This window comes from Mucilaginibacter pocheonensis (assembly GCF_031456535.1).
Taxonomy (GTDB): Bacteria; Bacteroidota; Bacteroidia; order Sphingobacteriales; family Sphingobacteriaceae; genus Mucilaginibacter; species Mucilaginibacter pocheonensis.
Genome location: NZ_JAVDUU010000005.1, coordinates 252,629 through 271,220, shown reverse-complemented (window position 1 = coordinate 271,220; position 18,592 = coordinate 252,629). Strand labels below are relative to the sequence as shown.

Below are 18,592 nucleotides of genomic sequence, written 5' to 3'. Positions count from 1 at the left end.
TATAATTGGCAATAATTAAGTTTTTTCTGAAATTTAACTGATATATGGATAACAAAATACCATTTCCGGAATTGTTTGTGCTTGGTGCCGGTCCTGGCGACCCGGAATTGATAACTTTGAAGGGCTATAAGATATTACAAGAGGCAGATGTTATATTATATGACAACCTGGCTAACAAAAGTTTATTGGATATTGCCAAAACCGACTGTGAAAAGGTTTATGTAGGCAAACATCCTTATGGCAGCTACACCCCGCAGGAAACTATTCATGAAATGATAAAGCATTATGCTTTTACCAGGGGCAAAGTGGTACGTTTAAAAGGCGGGGATCCGTTTATATTTGGCCGCGGTTTTGAAGAGATCATGTACGCGAGAGAGCAGGGTATAAAAACACATTACATACCGGGAATAACCAGCATGCAGGCTTCGGGTTTTTTGGATATACCCTTAACCCACCGGGCTATGAGCGAAGGGGTTTGGATAATAACCGGTACCAAAAAAGATGGCACATTATCTGCCGATTTAAAACTGGCCATGCAAAGTAATGCTACTGTGGTTATTTATATGGGCATGAAGCAAATTGCCTCTATTGCCGAAACCTATATATTGGAAGGGAAAGGAGAGATGCCCGCGGCAATTATTCAGCATGCGTCGTTGCCGCAGCAAAAATCGGTTAAAGGGTTGGTAAAAGACCTTCCCCAAATGGCAGCTAAAGATCAGTTTACTCACCCCTCCATTATTATTATAGGTGAGGTTGCTGGTTTATCTGTATGATGTGCATACCTATTATATATATAGCATTATGAAAATTAGGATAAAAGGGAATTCGTTAAGGTACAGGCTTACCAAAACCGATGTTGAGCGCTTTTTAAACAATGGTTATTTGGAAGAACAAACGGTTTTTGGCAGCAGCGTACTAACATACGCAGTGAAGGTTTATAATTCAAGCCATCTTTCGGCAAGTTTCGACGATAATAAGATTACCTTGTTCATGCCTGAGTCAATGGCTAATGAATGGGTTTCAACAGATAAGGTAGGATTTGAAGAAAACAACGGCCAGCTTTATTTATTGATTGAAAAAGACTTTAAATGTTTGGATAATGTGGCCGAAGATCAGAGCGATAATTATCCAAACCCGCTATCTGGCAAAATTGTTTAGTTGTGAGTTAGCTTGAATATTCTTTCAATAATTGGCGGTATTGATTTAGTATAGCTGATTTTGAAATAAAACCAACAAATTTATGGCCGTCAACAACGGGCAGGTTCCAGGTATTGGTTTCGTCAAATTTTTTAACTATTTCGCGTACATCGTCGTCAACATCAATGATGGCGGGCGGTGTAATCATTACCTTTTGAACGTTTAACTCATCGTGCAGGTCTTTGTTAAACATTACCGGCCTGATGTCATCAAGCATGACAATGCCTTCCAATACATGGTCATCATTGGTTACGGCGATGAAGTTCTTCTTCCCCTTGCTGATCAATTCTATCAGCTCATTGAATGATGCATAGATACTTATCTCCTGCACATCTTTATCAACCAGTTGAGAGGTATGTAGTAAAGAGAGCAGGTTTTGGTCATGCTCACGGGTGAATATCTTGCCTTCCTGCGCCAGTTGTTTCAAATCGGGCGATATAGATGAAAATCGTTTGGCTATCAGAAACGATACTACAGAAACTATCATGAGCGGAATAAACAGATCATACCCTGAGCTTGATTCGGCTATAAGAAATATTGCTGTCAGCGGGGCGTATAATACACCGCTCATTACGCCGGCCATGCCCACTATTACCATATTGGTTACCGGTACATTCGGAATCCCTAATTGTGTACATAATGTGGCAATAAAATAACCTAAGGTTCCGCCGGCAAACAGCGCAGGGGCAAAATTGCCGCCATTGCCGCCTCCATAAATAGTAATTGAAGTAGCAAAAGCTTTTAACAGGCAAATAAACCCCAAAAATAACAGGATGAACCACTGGTGAAAAGTGAAATACTTAAAAAAGCTCACTGCCATAATGCTCTGCACATTGCCGGTAGCCCAGCCTTTAACGGTAGAGTAACCTTCGCCAAACAACGGAGGGAATAATACACAGAGCAAAGAAAGCAATGCTCCGGCTATAAGGGCTTTTTGTAAACGGCTTCTTTTTAAATGTTTAAACTGGTGCTCAACCCACTGTGATATAACAACAAAATAACGAGCGTATAAACCACAGGCAATACCCAGTACAATATAAAATGGTATATTCTTATAATTAAAGGGGTTTCTTGTCGTAAATTGAAACAAGGCCTCTTCATTAAGGATTATTCGTGATATAAGGCTGCCGCAAACGGCTGCAACAACCAACGGAAGAAAGTCCGTGAATACTACACCGGTAAGCAATATTTCAAACGCAAACATCATACCTGCAATAGGTGCGTTGAAGGCCGATGCGATACCGGCGGTAGCGCCGGCAGCAAGCAAAAGGGTGCGGTCTTTATAATCCAAGTTATAGGTTTTGGCAAAGTTTGAACCTATGGCTGATCCGGTTACCGCAATGGGGCTCTCTAAACCTGCGGAGCCGCCCAGACCTACGGTGATGGCGCTCTGTACAATTTGAGAGTACATTTTTACAGGTGATACCAGACTGGAATTTTGGGCAATTTCATACAATATGGCCGGGATTCCCTTGCGGTCGTTGCCGCGATAAATATATAATACAACCAGTGTAGTAAGCACAATGCCTAATAATGGAAATACGATGTAAAAAACAATTTGTTGTTCGAACTGGAATTTGGAAGTTATAAGATAATGGATATAATGCACCAGCATTTTTAAAACTACGCCGGCAAGACCAGCTGTGCAGCCAACCAGGATGCCTGATAATATCAGGAAATGGGTATGTGAAAGATAACTGCGTACCCAAAGCAGGATGATCTCATAGCTTTTAACTTTTTGTACGCTATTGGCCCTAAAATCTCTTTGAAATTTAAAAAAATTATGAAAGCGTTTTAATTTACTGTATTTGCTCACTTTGAACCTCCGCGTGCAATTTAAGCATAAATTAAGTGTGATGTTTTAAAAAGGCTTATTTGTAAATGTTAAATGCAGATCTGCTATTTCCGGTCAAGCGTCATTTCCTTCAGGGCATCTTCATTTAAGAGCTTAAAATTTTTGCCGTTAAATTCAATCACCTTGCTTTGAGTAAATTCCTGCGTTACCTTAAAAAAGGTTTCATAAACCACACTGGCATATGATGATATATCCTGCCGGGTCAATTCTATATCCACATAACCATCGGGTTTTAAACCAAACTGGTACCGGAGCGATAACAGTGCCTGCGCTATTCGCTCTTTTACCGGCATGTGAGCAAGATTGCGCATCCTTTTTTCAGATTCCTGAAGCTCATTGGCAAAAAATTTCATCAGTTTATACGTGAGCTGACTATTGACGTTGAGCGATGACTCAAAAAAATCCATCTTAACATAACAAACCACTCCTGATTCAATAGCCGTTGCCGACACAGGATATGTTGAGGTATCACCCAACCCCAGGTGGCCAAAAATGTCACCGTCTTTGGCAAATCTCAGTATCAGGTCTTTTTCCTGCCCCCATTGTTTATGCACTTTCACAATGCCTTTATACATAAAATATATGCCGGTAACCGCGTCGCCTTCTTTAAATAGCGATTGTCCTTTTTTTAATATAAAATTCTCTTTATTGACGCCGATGGCCGGTAACCAGTCTTTTAAACAGTTCCGGCACAAAAAGCAGGTGTTAAGATCGCATTGGTGCGTAGTTTTTGTCATAAAATGTTTGCTTGCGGTAACATTGCAATATTAATTATTTGCCTATAAACCCCAGTTTGAATGCGGCACAAGTTAACAAATTAAATCTTTATGAAACTGATTTATATTGTTTGTGTAATATAATTTATTACTTAAATCTTATATATATAAGATTTAATATTGTTTATACAATATAATAATTGAATTTTCACTTCTTTTTAACACTAACAATCCTTAGCTTTGCAACCCGAAAAGCAGGCTATAAATTAGCCGTATAGAAAAAGATGAAAAAAGCAATTCCCCTTTCGCCCGCATTAAATTACATGCAAACTCCACCTGATAGTTCTAAAAACAGCAAGTTTTTAAAGCAACGATTGGTAATTATTTCTTGTTTATCAGTTGCGGTGGCTTCGGCAATTAGTGTTGTGGCCAAAATTCTTATTTATCTTATCAACCTGGTTACCAATGTCTCTTTTTACGGTTCATTCAATTTAAATTTTCATTCACCAGCAAATAACCACCTGGGCGCATGGGTTATTGTTATACCTGCAATAGGAGGGGTGCTTGTTGGAATTATGGCTTTTTATGGCTCAAAGGCTATAAGGGGGCACGGCATCCCCGAGGCTATGGAGCAAATATTGGTTAATGAAAGCAATATCAAACCATCAATTACCTTTTTTAAACCTATATCATCGGCAATAGCTATTGGTACAGGTGGCCCGTTTGGCGCAGAGGGCCCTATTATAGCAACAGGCGGGGCATTAGGTTCAACCCTCGGTCAGTTATTCCGGATAACGGCCAATGAGCGTAAAATTATTTTGGCAGCGGGAGCAACAGCGGGCATGGCAGCTATTTTTGGTACCCCTATAGCCGCGGTATTCCTGGCCATTGAATTATTGTTGTTTGAGTTTTCTCCTAAATCAATATTGCCCGTAGCTTTAGCTTGTATTACGGGTGCCGCGGGGCATCATTTACTATTTGAACAAGGCCCGGTATTCCCCATGCCTGATCTGCTTACTCCATCTAATCTGGCTTTAGGAATTTATAGCTTTATGGGTATCGTCATCGGGTTTTTATCTTTGGGCATTACCAAAATAGTATATTTTATTGAAGATAGTTTTGAGAAGTTGCCCATTCACTGGATGTGGTGGCCGGCCATTGGCGGCCTGGCGGTAGGAGTAATCGGTTTTTTTGCACCGCACACCCTTGGTGTTGGTTATGATAATATAACAGGTTTGTTATCAGGTAAATGGCCGTTAACGCTCATTTGCAGCCTGCTGTTTTTAAAGTTCCTGTCATGGGCCATTGCTTTGGGCAGCGGTACATCAGGCGGAACGCTGGCGCCTTTATTAACTATGGGTGGAGCGGCTGGTGCCCTCACAGGTACTGTAATATTGGCTTTGTTCCCTAATTCGGGTGTGAATATACCTATGGCCGCGCTGGTTGGTATGTCGGCTATGTTTGCAGGGGCTTCCAGGGCTTATTTGACCAGCATAACCTTCGCGTTAGAAGCTACTATGCAGTCACATGCTTTACTTCCTTTACTGGGTGCCTGCACGGCAGCCTATATGGTTTCGTTCTTTTTGATGGAAAATACCATCATGACCGAAAAAATTGCCCGTCGCGGGATTTTTACACCAGATTCTTTTGAGCCTGATCTTTTGCAAAAAATGGTGGTTTCGCAGGTGATCCGTGAGGAAGGTACTGTGATTAATGTTAACAACAGCATAGCCGACGTGAGAAGCTGGGTTAATATCAACAATATTCATGACAACCATTTTATTATAGTTAACAATGACGGTGAGTTTAGCGGCACTTTAAAATTAACGGATATTTATAGCAGCAACCTTGATGAGACATCGTCTTTACAGGATCTGCTAAAAAAAGAGCTTGGTGCTTCGGTTAGCAGTAATGATACACTAAGGTTTGCTATGGAAACCATGTCAAACGCCGACGTTGAAGTATTGCCGGTATTGTCGTCTGACCTTAAAGTAATTGGAATATTATCTTACCTGGATATTATATCGGCCTTCAAAATTGAAGCTGATAAAACCCAACAGCCTTATGTTAAAATTTCGCTTAAGCGTCAGCGCATGAAAATGCTGGTAAGGGGCCGTAAATTGGTTAATGTTAATACTGCCGGTAAATAGTTTAATTTACGATTCTTAAAAGTTTATTTTTTCTCCTGTAAAAACTGCTTTAATATCAAAGCATGATTATGTTCCTGATTATTGGTCGCATATAGTAAGGTAACAACCTGGTTGTTTTTCACCAACTCGGCCAGTTCCTGAACGCTTGCTTGCGCTTGCCGTAATTCTGCCAGATAGTCGTGCTGAAATGCCGCCCAATTTTGCGGGTTTGCATGAAATTGCTTACGCAATTCGGTCGACGGGGCAACTTCCTTCATCCACCGGTATAGTTGGGCGCGTTCCTTTGTTATTCCCCGTGGCCATAAGCGGTCAACCAAAATCCTTATGCCATCTGCCTTATCAACAGGATCATATATTCGTTTAACAAGTAAGTGTCCCATGGTTTTGTCGGTTATATTACCAAAGATAAGATAGCGGGCTTATTTTTTTAAATAACAGTAAGGGTAAAGTTCATATAGCGTGTTACAGCTCCAAATACACGATAAATATCATACATATGGACTTAAAAGAATACCAAAACAGCATCTTATCTATTATCTTAAAAATCTGGACATTTTTTTTAATAGTGTTTGCAAGCACCAATATTTACGCGCAGGATAGCGGCCGGGCCAGAACAAATGTCGGTTTGGTTTACCCCTTAAGCAGTAACTGGACAAATGCGCCGAAGGATACCAATAGCTTTTCGCTGAACCTGATAGCCGGGGTATCAGCAGCCGAACGCGGCATTAGCCTGGCAGGCATATCAAATATTATTCGGCATGATGCAAGAGGTTTGCAGATAGCCGGTTTTTCAAATCATATAAGTAAAACAGCGGATGGAACCATGCTTGCCGGGTTTCTGAATACTTATGGTAGCGGCCGCGGGGTGGCAATTGCCGGCTTTGCCAACATAGCCGGCAGCAGCAGCGGTGCCCAGATAGCGGGATTTATGAACAAGGGCGGCGATGTTTCTGCTTTACAGCTCGCCGGCTTTATGAACCTGGCCCGCGATATGAAAGGTACGCAAATAGCCGGTTTCATGAACCTGGCCAAAAAAGCTAAAGGCGCTCAAATTGGTTTTATAAACATTGCCGACAGTGCCGGTACGCAGATAGGCATTGTTAATATAGCCAGGAATGGTGAAAGAAGTATTGGTGCTACTATTGATGAAAATCAAACCACGCTGTTAACCTTTCGCTCGGGAGGTAAAATATTTTATGGCATAGTTGGCGTTGGTTATAATTTCAACAATAAAAAACAAAAATATGCTTATGAAGCAGGTTTTGGCGCGCATGTGTTAACCATCAAATCGTTCCGCTTAAATACAGAGTTAGTTAACGGCGGTTTAGAAAGTTTTAAAGGCGGCGAGTATGAGAAATCGTCATTAAGGTTATTAACTGCCTTCAAAATTACGCGCTCTGTTGAACTATTCGGAGGCCCATCCTTCAACTACGTGAATACCAATACAGAAGATGGTAAAAAGCTCACTACAAAATATGTTAACAGCTGGACCCGGAATAATGGCCGTGACCTTTACGGATTTTATTTTGGTTATACCGCCGGTGTACAAATAGGCTTTTAATCAACAATAATTTTTTAAAGTACAGTAAGGGTAAGGCCCATGCTGCGTGTTATAGTAGCAAAATGATATAGAACGATTAATAGAACAATAACAAACAAAATCAACAAATGAAAACAATTAAACTATTTGCAACCGCAATCCTGTTTACGTTAGGAGTAGGTTCAGTAAAGGCTCAGTCGTCACCTGATCTTGAATTCGGTATTAAGGCCGGGGTCAATTTTTCAACCTTAAAAACAGGCTTAAATGCCATTACCGATAAGTCGGGAAAAATAGGGTTTAACGCCGGGGTATTCGCCCGGGCCGGTAAAACGCTATTCTTTCAGCCCGAACTTAATTATGTTACCTTCAGCGATAAATACCGTTTTAACTCAAATTCATACGAAGCTAAATTCAGACAACTGAACGTTCCTTTAATGGTTGGTTACAAAATATTGAATACCGAAGATCTGATCTTCAGGGTATCGGCTGGTCCCGACCTTTATTATAACCTTAAAAAACCAATTGCTCCGGGTGGCTTTAAATATAAAGACTTTACCGCCGGGGGAGTTATCAACGCGGGTGTTGACATAGGCAGCTTAACTTTTGACGCGCGTTACAGTTTAGGGTTAAGTAAGTTTAATAAAGAACTTGGACAAAAAGCCAATATCTTTAGCCTGGGAGTTGGTTTTAAATTTCAATAATAATTAAGTTTGATAAAGCGGATAGCTATAAAACAGCTATCCGCTCTCTGAAAAAGATCAGTTATATCGATTATACATTTACCTTACCGAACCCAATAACCGATAATGGATAATAAAGAGACGGCGACCGATTTGATCAATGAAAGTGAGGTTGTTTTTGAGCAGCTGTTCAAAAAACATTTTAGGGAACTACACGCGTATGCCTTTTCTTTATTGAAAGACTGGGATGTGGCCGAGGAGATTGTACAGGCCCTGTTTCTTAAACTTTGGGAAAAAAATGAATGGGCGCGCATACAAAGTTCCATAAAATCATATCTCTACAAATCGGTATATCATGACAGCCTTAATTATATAAGGCGGCAAAAAGTTCAATTAAAATATCAAACCACAACCGCGTATTCCATGAAAAATCATACAGACGATGCTGCCGGTAAACTTAAGCTGGGCGAACTGGAACAGCATCTGGAAAAGGCGCTAAGTAAGTTGCCTGAAAAATGCCGGGCTATATTTCACCTGAGCCGGTTCGAGGAATTAAAGTATCAGGAAATAGCCAATCAGCTTGATATATCTATAAAAACAGTAGAAACGCATATGGGAAAAGCTTTACGCATATTAAGAAAAGAGATGAAGGAATTTTTACCATTAATTGCATTGATGTTATTTAATATGTTTAGATCATGAAACAGGATATGAGCGAAGATATACTGATCAAATATATTCTTGGAGAGGCAAGCCCATCCGAAGTGCAGGATGTTGAAGCCTGGGTGGGGGTAAGCAGTGCTAATGCCAAAAAATTTGAAGATGTAAAAATTATCCTGGAAACCAGTAAGCTCCTGGCGCAGGTTAGCCCGCTGAACGAAACCGAAGCCTGGGAAAAGTTCAAGGAAAAAAGAGCAGCCGCGAAAGCCGAACCAACTCGTATTGTATCTATTAACCGTAATACAAGCTGGTTGCGTATAGCCGCGGCTGTGGTGTTTTTAATAGGAGGCAGCTGGATAGCATACCAGTTATATCAGCAAAGCAATACATCGACACAACTGGTAAGCATCAAAGCCACAAATACGGTGCGCGTAGATACTTTGCCCGATGGCTCCATAGTGCACATTAATAAAAACTCAGGCATAAGTTACACAGGCAACTTTAAATCGAATAGGAACATCCGGCTTACCGGCGAAGCCTTTTTTGAAGTTAAGCATAATGAGCAAGCACCATTTACAGTGCATGTGAATGATGTTGTTATCAAGGATGTTGGTACCGCGTTCAATGTGAAAAGCGCGCGGCAAAGTACCGAGGTTATTGTTGAAAGCGGCATAGTACAGGTGAGTAAAAGCAATAGTTCGGTAAGGTTGAACCCTAATGAAATGGTGAGAATAAAGCCTGGAGATAAGCAGCTTAAGGTTGAAGTGAGTACTGATATGTTATACAACTATTACAAGAATAACATATTTAACGCTAACAATATACCGCTGGGACGCCTGGTTGGCGTACTTAATGAAGCTTATAACGCTGACATTAAAATTGAGAACACCGCTTTGCGCAACATACCGATCACAGTAACTATTAAGTGGGACGACCCGCTTGATACCATATTGGGTGTAATAAAGGATACTACGCCAGAGATACACGTAATTAAAACTGATCACGGCATAGTAATTAAATAAACACCATCCGCAATGATGCTAAAAAGCCGCTTCATACAAATTATGAAGCGGCTTTTTGCTTTGAACAAATAAAAGAGAACATCATATACCCCGCGGTTTTTATGGGGTTTCCGGATAAACTACCACACAAATTGCAGCCCTCCGGTTATGCCAAAGTTCAAGGCCGTCATTTTGTTGTTGCTGATATGTCTGTTAAGTATCCAGCCATTGATTTTTGCGTCATCGCTTACGTCGGCAGACGTAATATTAAAGGTGGGGCCGGCATATATCACTAACAGTTTGTTGAGCTTATAACCCGGCAACACCCTGAACGAACTGATTTGATAAAATTTCTTTTTTAAATCTGTGATCATTTGCTCTACATATTCTCCGTTTAAAGAAAAGCGGCGACTATTAACAACATGGGCGCCAAAACCTACGTTAAGCGCGTATTTTGCCTGCGTATTATTATCAAATTTATATCCGGCGCCTATCAATCCATATAGCACCCTGCCACCCGATCGGTAATCTAAATGAGTGAGGAGTGTTTCATCTGTACTTAAGGAAAAGCTTTTTTCGCCATTTTTAATAAAGTTGATGATCCCTATAGGGTAATCACTGCTATCGGCTACATTTACCAAACCAAATTGAAATTTTTTTACTTTTTTTGATACATTAAAAAGCGTTGCAAACTGCGCTCCCGATTGCTCAGTTGACCAATTAAAAAGACCAGCAAGCTGAAACCCCTTTGATTTTTGCCCTGCGTTAAATACGCCCGCTATCTGCACGCCGCCGTTAAAACTTTCAACATTGTTAAATACACCTGCTATCTGCACACCACCATTGAAGTTATCAACGCTGTTAATTACCCCCGCTATCTGTAACCCGCTGGCTTGCTCATCAATATTGGCCACACCCGCTGCCTGTAGTGCACCGGTAAAATGGTTTGTTTTGTTTAATACTCCGCCGATTTGCACGCCAGTGCTGTTATTAAGTACATGGTTGTAAATGCCTGCTGCCTGGAAACCGCTTACACTACCACCAACCACATTAAATATGCCTGCCACCTGGAAAAAGCTGACATTCTTACGGTTAATATTGAACAAGCCGGCTGCCTCAAACCCTTTAATGCCGGCTGTGTAACCGCCCAACAGGTTAAGCGAAAAATGATCAATTACCTGGCTGTTATACATGCCCTGTGAGCTTAAACCCGGAGTAAGCGAGATTTGGTAGGGATTGGAAGCGAAGAAGTTGCCCAGGTTCATACCCTGTATCAATTGTTTTGAGCTGATAAAAAAACGGGCGAAGCGACTATGCTCAACACCGTTCTCTGATCCTTCATCAGGATAGTATTTATATTTTCTGTTATTATGCCTGGCATCTACGTTAACTACAGGCAGTACATAAAGGGATGTATCACGGTAGTTTTCCTTGGTCACTGAGATTAAAAGTGAGCCATTCCAGTTTTTTAATTTAAGTTCAAAATATCCCCTGTCGTCCGTGAGGGTTGATATCAGCAGGTTTTTTTCATAAACACTGGCCTGTGTTAACTCTTTCTGCGTTAAAACATCCTTTACATAGCCTTTTATCACGGTTTGTTTCCCCGGGTCCTTATCAACTTCAACCGTTATGTACAGTTTGCCCGGCGCGTGCCTTAGCACAATGTAGCCGGGTACTTCTTTAAATTCGTAGCTTTCGCCCAAAAGTTTATCCAGCAAGCTAAAAAGTGTTCCCCGGTAGCCCGAAATAGATACGATGCTATCTGCAGGAATGGTTTTATTATTATAAGCGAAATAAAAATCCCCTTTGCTGGCAATTTTATCCAATACACTACCCATGCGTTGCTGTTTTATTTCACCTATGGATACTTCTTTCATCAAATTACCCTGAGCAAAAACAGTTGACTCAAAAAGCACGGGCATAAAAAGAGACAGGATGATGGTTAATGATTTTAGGTTTATAGTCATTTAAGTTATATGCTTTAGAAAGTAGATGTACCGGCTTTAACGCCAAAATTATCCGATTACATAATACGGTGCGTATTAAAACACGTATAGTATGGTTTTACCCTTACTCTGTTTTTAATTATTTTTTGTTAGATTGTAGCTTGCATCTATTGATGACCGGCATTTACATCATAATGGCCTGAAATAATTTGGAGAATACAGCACTTTCTTATGGGTTTGTTTTGGTTATCAATGTTTTATAGATATTTTGATAATGTAGATCAAGTCAGTTAATATAAGGTATGAGCAACACCGATATACACAATGAGCGTATTGCAAAAATGACATTTGCTTCGGTCTATCCATTGTATCTCGCAAAAGTAGAGAAAAAAGGTAGGACAAAAGAAGAGCTAGATCAGGTTATAGAGTGGTTAACCGGCTTTAATAATGAGATGTTAGAAGACCTGATTATAGAAAATGTAACTTTTGAAACCTTCTTTCAACGGGCTTCGCTAAATCCTAATGCATACCTCATCACTGGAGTAATTTGTGGTTATCGTGTGGAGGAAATTGAGAACACTTTGACGCGGCAGGTTCGGTATTTGGATAAGCTGGTGGATGAGTTGGCAAAGGGGCGGAAGATGGAAAAGATATTGCGAGGTCTGTGAGGAAATAAGTAATTATCATCTGACTGTCAATTATATACCATAAATGAATAAAAGAATATAGCAATTTTGAAACGATCGTTTCAAAATTGCTATATTTGATCATCATTTCAAACAACGATCAAAAAATTAAGAAAATGAATAATTTAACAAACAAGGTGGCCGTAGTTACAGGCGGTAACAGCGGTATTGGATATGCAGCCGCAAAAGAACTAATTGCACATGGTGCAAAAGTTGTTATTACAGGCCGTAACAAAGAATCGGTAGAAAAATCAGCCGCTGAGCTCGGTGCAACAGGTATTGTATCTGATCAGGGCAAAATAAGCCAAATAGATGAACTGGCATTAGCGGTAAAGGAACAATTTGGTAAAGTTGATATCCTATTCCTGAATGCCGGCCTGGCAGCTTTTAGCCCGGTTGAAAGCGCGACGGAAGCTCATTATGATAACTTGATGAATGTCAATGTAAAAGGTGTGTATTTTACTGTTCAAAAATTCTTGCCAATATTGAACGATGGTGGTTCAATAATTTTTAACACTTCGGTAAACGCCGTTTTAGGCATGCCCGATAGTAGCGTTTATGCAGCAAGCAAAGCCGCTGTATTATCATTTAATAAAGTATTGGCCCGTGAGCTTGCTTCGCGTAAAATTCGTGTTAATGCAATTTCACCTGGCCCGGTTGAAACCCCACTGTACGGGAAGCTTGGTTTGGAACAGGAGCAGGTTGATGGCTTTGGTGATATTTTAGGACAACGGATATTGCTTAGTCGTTTTGGAAAGCCCGAAGAAATTGCCAATGTAGTAAGGTTTCTGGCTTCTGACGATGCATCATTTATTACCGGTACCGAAATTACTGTTGATGGCGGTTTAACTGTAAATGCTGTTGTATATTAATTTTTGTCTCCAACTGGAACAATCGTTTCAATTTAAGATTTATTATTACACCTGTATTGTTGCCTGATCAACTCATCTCTCCTGATGACAGATCGGGCAGCAGGTGTTGTTGGTTTACCTGTTTAATTTTGTTCAATATGGCACGTAAAAAAGAGTTTGACGAAGATGCATTGCTTGATAAAGCGGTTGAGTTATTTTGGAGAAAGGGTTATAATGGCACATCGGCTCAAGACCTGGTTGACGGCCTGGGGATAAACCGGTCAAGTATATATAATACTTATACCGATAAAAGGACGCTGTTTAAAAAATCCTTAGAGAAATATCAAAAAGCACAAACCGGCGCTATGCTTAAGGTGGTTGCCCAAGCTGACGACCCAAAACAAACTGTGAAGCAAATTTTTAATGGTTTAATTAAAGAAAGCATAGAAGATACCTTATTAAAGGGATGTTTTATGGTAAACACAGCTGTTGAACTTGCCGGCCATGATAAAGAGATAGGGGATATGGTTATCAACAATAACCAGAGTGTGGAAGATGCTTTAACCAAACTATTAGAAAAAGGGCAGCAGAGCGGGCAACTTTCAACTAAAAGTACAGCCCGTACTTTGGCAAGGTTTATTTTTGCAAATATTACTGCGATAAGAGTGGCCGCTCGTACCGGCGCTGATGAAAAAAAGCTCAGGGATATTGCTGATGTTGCCATATCGGCCGTATCCGGTTAATCCCAATCTTTAAATGGGTGAACTGCCAAGTTTGAGTTGAAATAACGTGCGTCGTCAGTTACTTCTTTTGTAACCCAATAGGGTTTTTCAAATTCGTCGTGTTCGTCTTCAAGCTCTATCTCAGCTACTATTAACCCTTTATTATCGCCTAAAAATTCATCTACTTCCCAGGTAAAGCCATCATAAGGTATGCGGTAGCGTGTTTTTTCTGTACCGTTTTTGGTAAACTCCTTTAATAGCTCCCTGCCGTCTTTAAGAGGTATTTCATATTCATATTCGGCCCGGCTCATATGGCTTGTTCCGCTGCCTTTTAGGGTAATATAGCCTTGTGTATCAGTGATCCTTACCCTTACAGTACGGTTATTGTCATTCAGGATATAACCCTGCTGATAGTGTACCCCGGCGGGTTTTTCTAATTGATGCCATTTTTCATGGTCAACCAAAAACTTTCTTTCAATTTCCACCCCCATAGCTATTAACTTAATTGTTCAACTGGCACCTCTACAGCAGTGGTAGCCTGGTTATAAAAGTCGGCGGTAAGGCCACTGATATGCTCTCTCAACCTTTTATCGGGCTGTTTCAAGTTGTTAAAGGCTGCCTTGTTCTTTACGTTATCATCTGCAAACAATTCCATGGCCAGTACATGGTCATGCCAGTCGCCAATAGCGGTTTGTACCTGCTCCAGATAATTTTCATTAAAACCGGTATTAAGTACTTTATGTGCTATTTTGTGGTTGTATATCAATATTTTAACCTGTTTACGGTTTGTATGCAACTGGTCGTTAAATTTAAGTTGTGCCAAAGAATCCGCGATCTGCTGCAGTTGATGCTGATAAAAAAGATTGATGTGCACATCGCTTACAGGCTTTATTTTTTCTCTGATGTTTTTATGTGCTTCTTTTATATCTTCAAGATACTCAGCGTGGTGCAGTTTGAATTTTTCATTAGCCGTTACCTGCAATTGGTGCTGGTTATGCATAAATTCATCGCTGGCTATCTGGTGTATTTTCCCCAGTTTTTGGTTCATATAAGCATTTCGTATTTCGCCGGCCTTTTTAAATATCTTTCTTACCGGTTTAAAATGCTTGATCAGGTCGGGATGATGGCCTGCGCTGTCTGACAATATCAAAAAAGCACGTATTTTCTTAACCTGGACCCTGAATTTGTGCAGATCTTCCTGTTGCTCCCTCTTTAAATAGGATTCAAGACTGGTTTTCATTTCTTTCCACTCCTTATCAAAGTATTTTCTTTCTTCCTTTTTTTTCATTGCACAATTGCCGGTTCCGGGGCATTACCTAAAGATAACAGTTTACCCCGATTATTGGTTTTTATACCACCATTTTTGCACAAAAACCGCACTTAATTTTAATCTTTCATGATGTTTTTAGTTAAAATGAAACGCATTTTAACAAAAAAACACAAGCTTTTTTAAAGGCCCTTATCCGGAGCGCCATTTGCGATTTTTATGCAATTCATTTGGTAAGTTTTCAAACGGCGACAGTCCGGAAACTGCGGAGTTTTATTGAAATTTTCTTTTACATATTTAACTTAAAATTTTGTGTTATCTTAAACACTGTTAACTTTGGTGTGCATATGCTATTTGCATCATGCATCTGCGGTTATGTAAGGTTTCCCTACTTATGATACCCATTGTCAAAAAAGACTGGCCTGGTTAAAAACTTTCGGAAGTAAGCATTTAAGAAAATTTAATTATATGAGTAAAAAATTACTTGTCCTGCCGCTTATTATGGCGTCGGCAATACACATACGGGCCCAGGAAATTGCCCCTGCATCGTGGCAGATATTTCCGGATAGTGTGGTGGCTAAGGTACACCCATCCTATAACGATGTAAGCGGGGTGCACCGTTGGTTGTTTGGCGAAAACTACCGGAAGGAATGGGCCATGCCGGTTAAGCTGCCAGTGATCAGGCTGTCAAAAATTAATGGTGGATTAACGCCAATTAAGCAGGGCGGGGGTATGGAGTCAAAATCGTTGCGGCTGCAGGATAAAACCGGCCGGGAGTGGGTACTGCGAAGTGTGGAGAAAGTTCCGGATAAATTGCTGCCTGAGAATTTGCGGGGCACTTTTGCTGTTGACTGGGTTGGCGATGAATTTAGCGGGCAGCACCCCTATACTGCTCTTATTGTCCCGCCGCTGGCCGCTGCCGCCAAAGTGCCGCATGCCAACCCGGTTATTGGGGTGGTGGCTGACGACCCAGCGCTGGGTCAGTATAGTAACTTATTTATAAACACCGTATGCCTGCTGGAAGAACGCGAGCCGATAGGCGAATCTGATAATACCCTTAAAATGGAGCGCGAGCTGGTGGAAAGTACCGATAACCGGCTTGACGGCGAAACGTTTTTGCGGGCGCGGTTGCTTGATCTGCTCATAGGGGATTGGGACCGGCATGAAGATCAATGGCGCTGGGCTGTAACAAAAAAGGGTAAAAGCAAAAACTATGTGGCCGTTCCGCGCGACCGCGACCAGGTGTTCCACGTTAATCAGGGTTTGTTCCCTTCTATAGCCGCGTTGCCATGGATAAGTCCGGTATTGGAGAATTTTGACGGCGATATCCCCTCGGTAAAATATTCCCTGTTTAAAACAAGGTTTATGAAGGAATATCCCGACGCGCAATTGAGCTATGCCGACTGGATGCGGATTACCAATGAATTTGTAAAGGCCGAAACTGACGAAGTACTGGAAGCCGGTTTAAAACGCTTGCCGGTAGAAACTTATAACCTGCGCCATACAACATTGCTTGCCAAACTTAAAAAGCGCAGGGACAATATACCCGCGGCTATGTCTGAGTATTATCACTTCATCAACCGCATAGTTGACCTGCACACCACTGATAAAGATGAGCAGATAACCATAAGCGATGGCCCCGACAATGGGATGCGGGTACTTGTTGAGCGGCTTAATAAGGAAGGGCAACCTAAAAATACAGTATGGGATGTAACGTATCAGCCTGATATAACAAAAGAAGTAAGGTTATATACAGCAGCCGGCGAAGATCATGTCATTATAAACAATAAAACATCAAACATTAAATTAAGGGTGGTTGACAGTGCAGGCAATAAAGCTTTTGATGTACAACAGGCCAGTCGTAAAGTAAGCGTTTATGGCCCTGTGGATAATACCAGTTTCACCGGCAGCGTAAACCGCCTGAGCAGGCATCTGTCAAACGATACATTGAATAACAGGTTTGTACCTACCAATCTTTATAACGTTTGGATGCCGCTGGCAACAGCCGCGGTTAATGCCGATGATGGCTTTTTACTGGGACTGGGCTTTAAATACACAGGTGTGGATGGTTTCAGGAAATTGCCTTATTCAACCACGCAGCAGGTAATGATAACCCATTCTTTTGCAACAGATGCTTTCCGGATAAAATATAACGGCGAATGGATACAGGCCGTAGGTAAGGCCGATTTTACCTTGCAGGCCTTTATGCAGGCGCCCGATAATACCATGAACTTTTTTGGCCTGGGCAATGAGTCGCAACTGGTTAAATTTAGTGGCTACCGCAGGTATTACCGTACGCGGTTTGATACCTATCAGTTAGATCCGGCCCTGCGCTGGCATACCGGCAAAGGCAGTACGCTTAGTTTTGGTCCGTCGCTGCAGTTTTATCACATGAATTTGGCCGATAATGCGGGCAGGTTCATTAATCAATCGTCGTTTATAAACTCTTATGACAGTATCACTTTAAATAAAGATAAAGCACATGCCGGCCTTATTTTAAATTTTACCAGCAACCGTCGAAATAATAACATATTGCCAAGTCAGGGTTTTTATGTAAATATCCAGGTACAGGGATATACCGGCCTTAACAGCTACTCAAAAGCTTTTATGCAGATAAGACCGGAGTTTACCTACTATCAAAAATTGAATTCGGGGGGTACCGTAGTACTGTCTGACCGTGTGGGCGGCGGGATAGGTTTTGGCAACGCCGCATTTTACCAGTCGATGTTTTTGGGCGGACAGGGTAATTTGTTAGGATTTCTGCAAAACCGCTTCGCCGGCAAGCATATGGTGTTTAATAATTTGCAGGCGAGGATAAAGTTAGCTGATATAGCCAGCTATATATTGCCCGGGCAATTGGGCCTTACCGGTTTTTATGATGCAGGCAGGGTTTGGATAAAAGGCGAGCACTCTGATACATGGCACCAGGGAACCGGTGGCGGCTTATATTTTTCGCCGGCCGGTTTAACGGTACTGCAGGTTTTGGCTGGTCACTCCAACGAAGGCTGGTACCCGTATATATCCCTTAATTTCAGGATATAAGGTTTTGCAGATAGCGGGCTTGCAGCGGCGTAAACGCGGTTATTCAGGCGATGGGTTATATCCGCTTATATCCACGCGTCATTTATATCCGCCCGTCATTGCGAGGTACGAAGCAATCTCTACATAGGCGGAGCGACCTTTTAAACCTCTCTGTATAGCATAGAGATTGCTTCGTACCTCGCAATGACGCGTAATATGTGCTTCATTAGAGCACCCTGAGGTATACCAGCAGAGCGAAGAAGATCCTTCGTTTCACTCAGGATGACAAGAAGGAAAGAG

Annotated in this window: 17 protein-coding genes; 11 read left to right on the top strand and 6 right to left on the bottom strand. The window is 41.3% G+C overall.

The window, feature by feature from the left end; translation table 11 throughout:
- The first annotated feature begins 44 nt into the window (after positions 1-44).
- Both cobA and J2W55_RS24280 read left to right on the top strand, forming a co-directional pair.
- On the top strand, positions 45-773 hold the full coding sequence (cobA, locus tag J2W55_RS24285; RefSeq protein WP_310102578.1) for a uroporphyrinogen-III C-methyltransferase: 729 nt from the start codon (positions 45-47) through the stop codon (positions 771-773).
- A gap of 28 nt (positions 774-801) precedes the next feature.
- The gene (locus J2W55_RS24280) at positions 802-1,158 is read left to right on the top strand and encodes a DUF7009 family protein (protein WP_310102575.1); all 357 of its coding nucleotides are present in this window, start codon (positions 802-804) and stop codon (positions 1,156-1,158) included.
- Positions 1,159-1,165: 7 nt separating this feature from the next.
- On the opposite strand, the gene J2W55_RS24275 is transcribed toward J2W55_RS24280, so the two are convergent.
- Both J2W55_RS24275 and J2W55_RS24270 read right to left on the bottom strand, forming a co-directional pair.
- Positions 1,166-3,013: a chloride channel protein gene (locus J2W55_RS24275; RefSeq protein ID WP_310102573.1), complete on the bottom strand. Its 1,848-nt coding sequence runs from the start codon at positions 3,011-3,013 to the stop codon at positions 1,166-1,168.
- An 83-nt stretch (positions 3,014-3,096) separates the two neighbouring features.
- Entirely contained in the window at positions 3,097-3,789 is a 693-nt protein-coding gene (locus tag J2W55_RS24270; RefSeq protein ID WP_310102570.1) for a Crp/Fnr family transcriptional regulator, read from the bottom strand.
- Positions 3,790-4,091: 302 nt separating this feature from the next.
- Here J2W55_RS24270 and J2W55_RS24265 point away from each other — a divergent pair, with 302 nt between their 5' ends.
- Complete coding sequence (locus tag J2W55_RS24265) at positions 4,092-5,918, top strand: chloride channel protein (protein WP_310102567.1); 1,827 nt, start codon at positions 4,092-4,094, stop codon at positions 5,916-5,918.
- A 23-nt stretch (positions 5,919-5,941) separates the two neighbouring features.
- Here J2W55_RS24265 and J2W55_RS24260 read toward each other — a convergent pair whose 3' ends face one another.
- On the bottom strand, positions 5,942-6,298 hold the full coding sequence (locus J2W55_RS24260; RefSeq protein ID WP_310102564.1) for a DUF488 domain-containing protein: 357 nt from the start codon (positions 6,296-6,298) through the stop codon (positions 5,942-5,944).
- 116 nt (positions 6,299-6,414) lie between these two features.
- On the opposite strand from J2W55_RS24260, the gene J2W55_RS24255 reads away from it, so the two are divergent.
- From J2W55_RS24255 to J2W55_RS24240, 4 genes are all read left to right on the top strand, one after another.
- The gene (locus J2W55_RS24255) at positions 6,415-7,479 is read left to right on the top strand and encodes an LA_2272 family surface repeat-containing protein (RefSeq protein WP_310102561.1); all 1,065 of its coding nucleotides are present in this window, start codon (positions 6,415-6,417) and stop codon (positions 7,477-7,479) included.
- Between the two features lie 107 nt (positions 7,480-7,586).
- Complete coding sequence (locus J2W55_RS24250; protein WP_310102558.1) at positions 7,587-8,159, top strand: porin family protein; 573 nt, start codon at positions 7,587-7,589, stop codon at positions 8,157-8,159.
- 105 nt (positions 8,160-8,264) lie between these two features.
- On the top strand, positions 8,265-8,840 hold the full coding sequence (locus J2W55_RS24245) for an RNA polymerase sigma-70 factor (protein WP_310102551.1): 576 nt from the start codon (positions 8,265-8,267) through the stop codon (positions 8,838-8,840).
- Positions 8,837-9,820: a FecR family protein gene (locus J2W55_RS24240; RefSeq protein WP_310102546.1), complete on the top strand. Its 984-nt coding sequence runs from the start codon at positions 8,837-8,839 to the stop codon at positions 9,818-9,820. The genes J2W55_RS24245 and J2W55_RS24240 overlap by 4 nt, the downstream gene beginning before the upstream one ends.
- Before the next feature lie 119 nt (positions 9,821-9,939).
- Here the strand turns inward: J2W55_RS24240 and J2W55_RS24235 are convergent, their stop codons facing one another.
- On the bottom strand, positions 9,940-11,766 hold the full coding sequence (locus tag J2W55_RS24235) for a peptidase associated/transthyretin-like domain-containing protein (protein ID WP_310102543.1): 1,827 nt from the start codon (positions 11,764-11,766) through the stop codon (positions 9,940-9,942).
- A gap of 281 nt (positions 11,767-12,047) precedes the next feature.
- Between J2W55_RS24235 and J2W55_RS24230 the strand changes: the two genes are divergently transcribed.
- From J2W55_RS24230 to J2W55_RS24220, 3 genes are all read left to right on the top strand, one after another.
- Positions 12,048-12,413 (top strand): DUF2200 domain-containing protein, encoded by a 366-nt coding sequence (locus tag J2W55_RS24230; RefSeq protein WP_310102540.1) that lies wholly within the window; start codon positions 12,048-12,050, stop codon positions 12,411-12,413.
- A 134-nt stretch (positions 12,414-12,547) separates the two neighbouring features.
- Entirely contained in the window at positions 12,548-13,303 is a 756-nt protein-coding gene (locus tag J2W55_RS24225) for a glucose 1-dehydrogenase (RefSeq protein ID WP_310102537.1), read from the top strand.
- A gap of 137 nt (positions 13,304-13,440) precedes the next feature.
- On the top strand, positions 13,441-14,025 hold the full coding sequence (locus J2W55_RS24220; RefSeq protein WP_310102534.1) for a TetR/AcrR family transcriptional regulator: 585 nt from the start codon (positions 13,441-13,443) through the stop codon (positions 14,023-14,025).
- Here J2W55_RS24220 and J2W55_RS24215 read toward each other — a convergent pair.
- Positions 14,022-14,495: a CYTH domain-containing protein gene (locus J2W55_RS24215; protein ID WP_310102532.1), complete on the bottom strand. Its 474-nt coding sequence runs from the start codon at positions 14,493-14,495 to the stop codon at positions 14,022-14,024. The genes J2W55_RS24220 and J2W55_RS24215 overlap by 4 nt on opposite strands.
- A gap of 5 nt (positions 14,496-14,500) precedes the next feature.
- A complete protein-coding gene (locus tag J2W55_RS24210; RefSeq protein WP_310102530.1) occupies positions 14,501-15,292 on the bottom strand; it encodes a CHAD domain-containing protein in 792 nt (263 codons plus the stop codon).
- Positions 15,293-15,739: 447 nt separating this feature from the next.
- Between J2W55_RS24210 and J2W55_RS24205 the strand changes: the two genes are divergently transcribed.
- Complete coding sequence (locus J2W55_RS24205; protein WP_310102527.1) at positions 15,740-18,313, top strand: BamA/TamA family outer membrane protein; 2,574 nt, start codon at positions 15,740-15,742, stop codon at positions 18,311-18,313.
- The last annotated feature ends 279 nt before the right edge of the window (positions 18,314-18,592 follow it).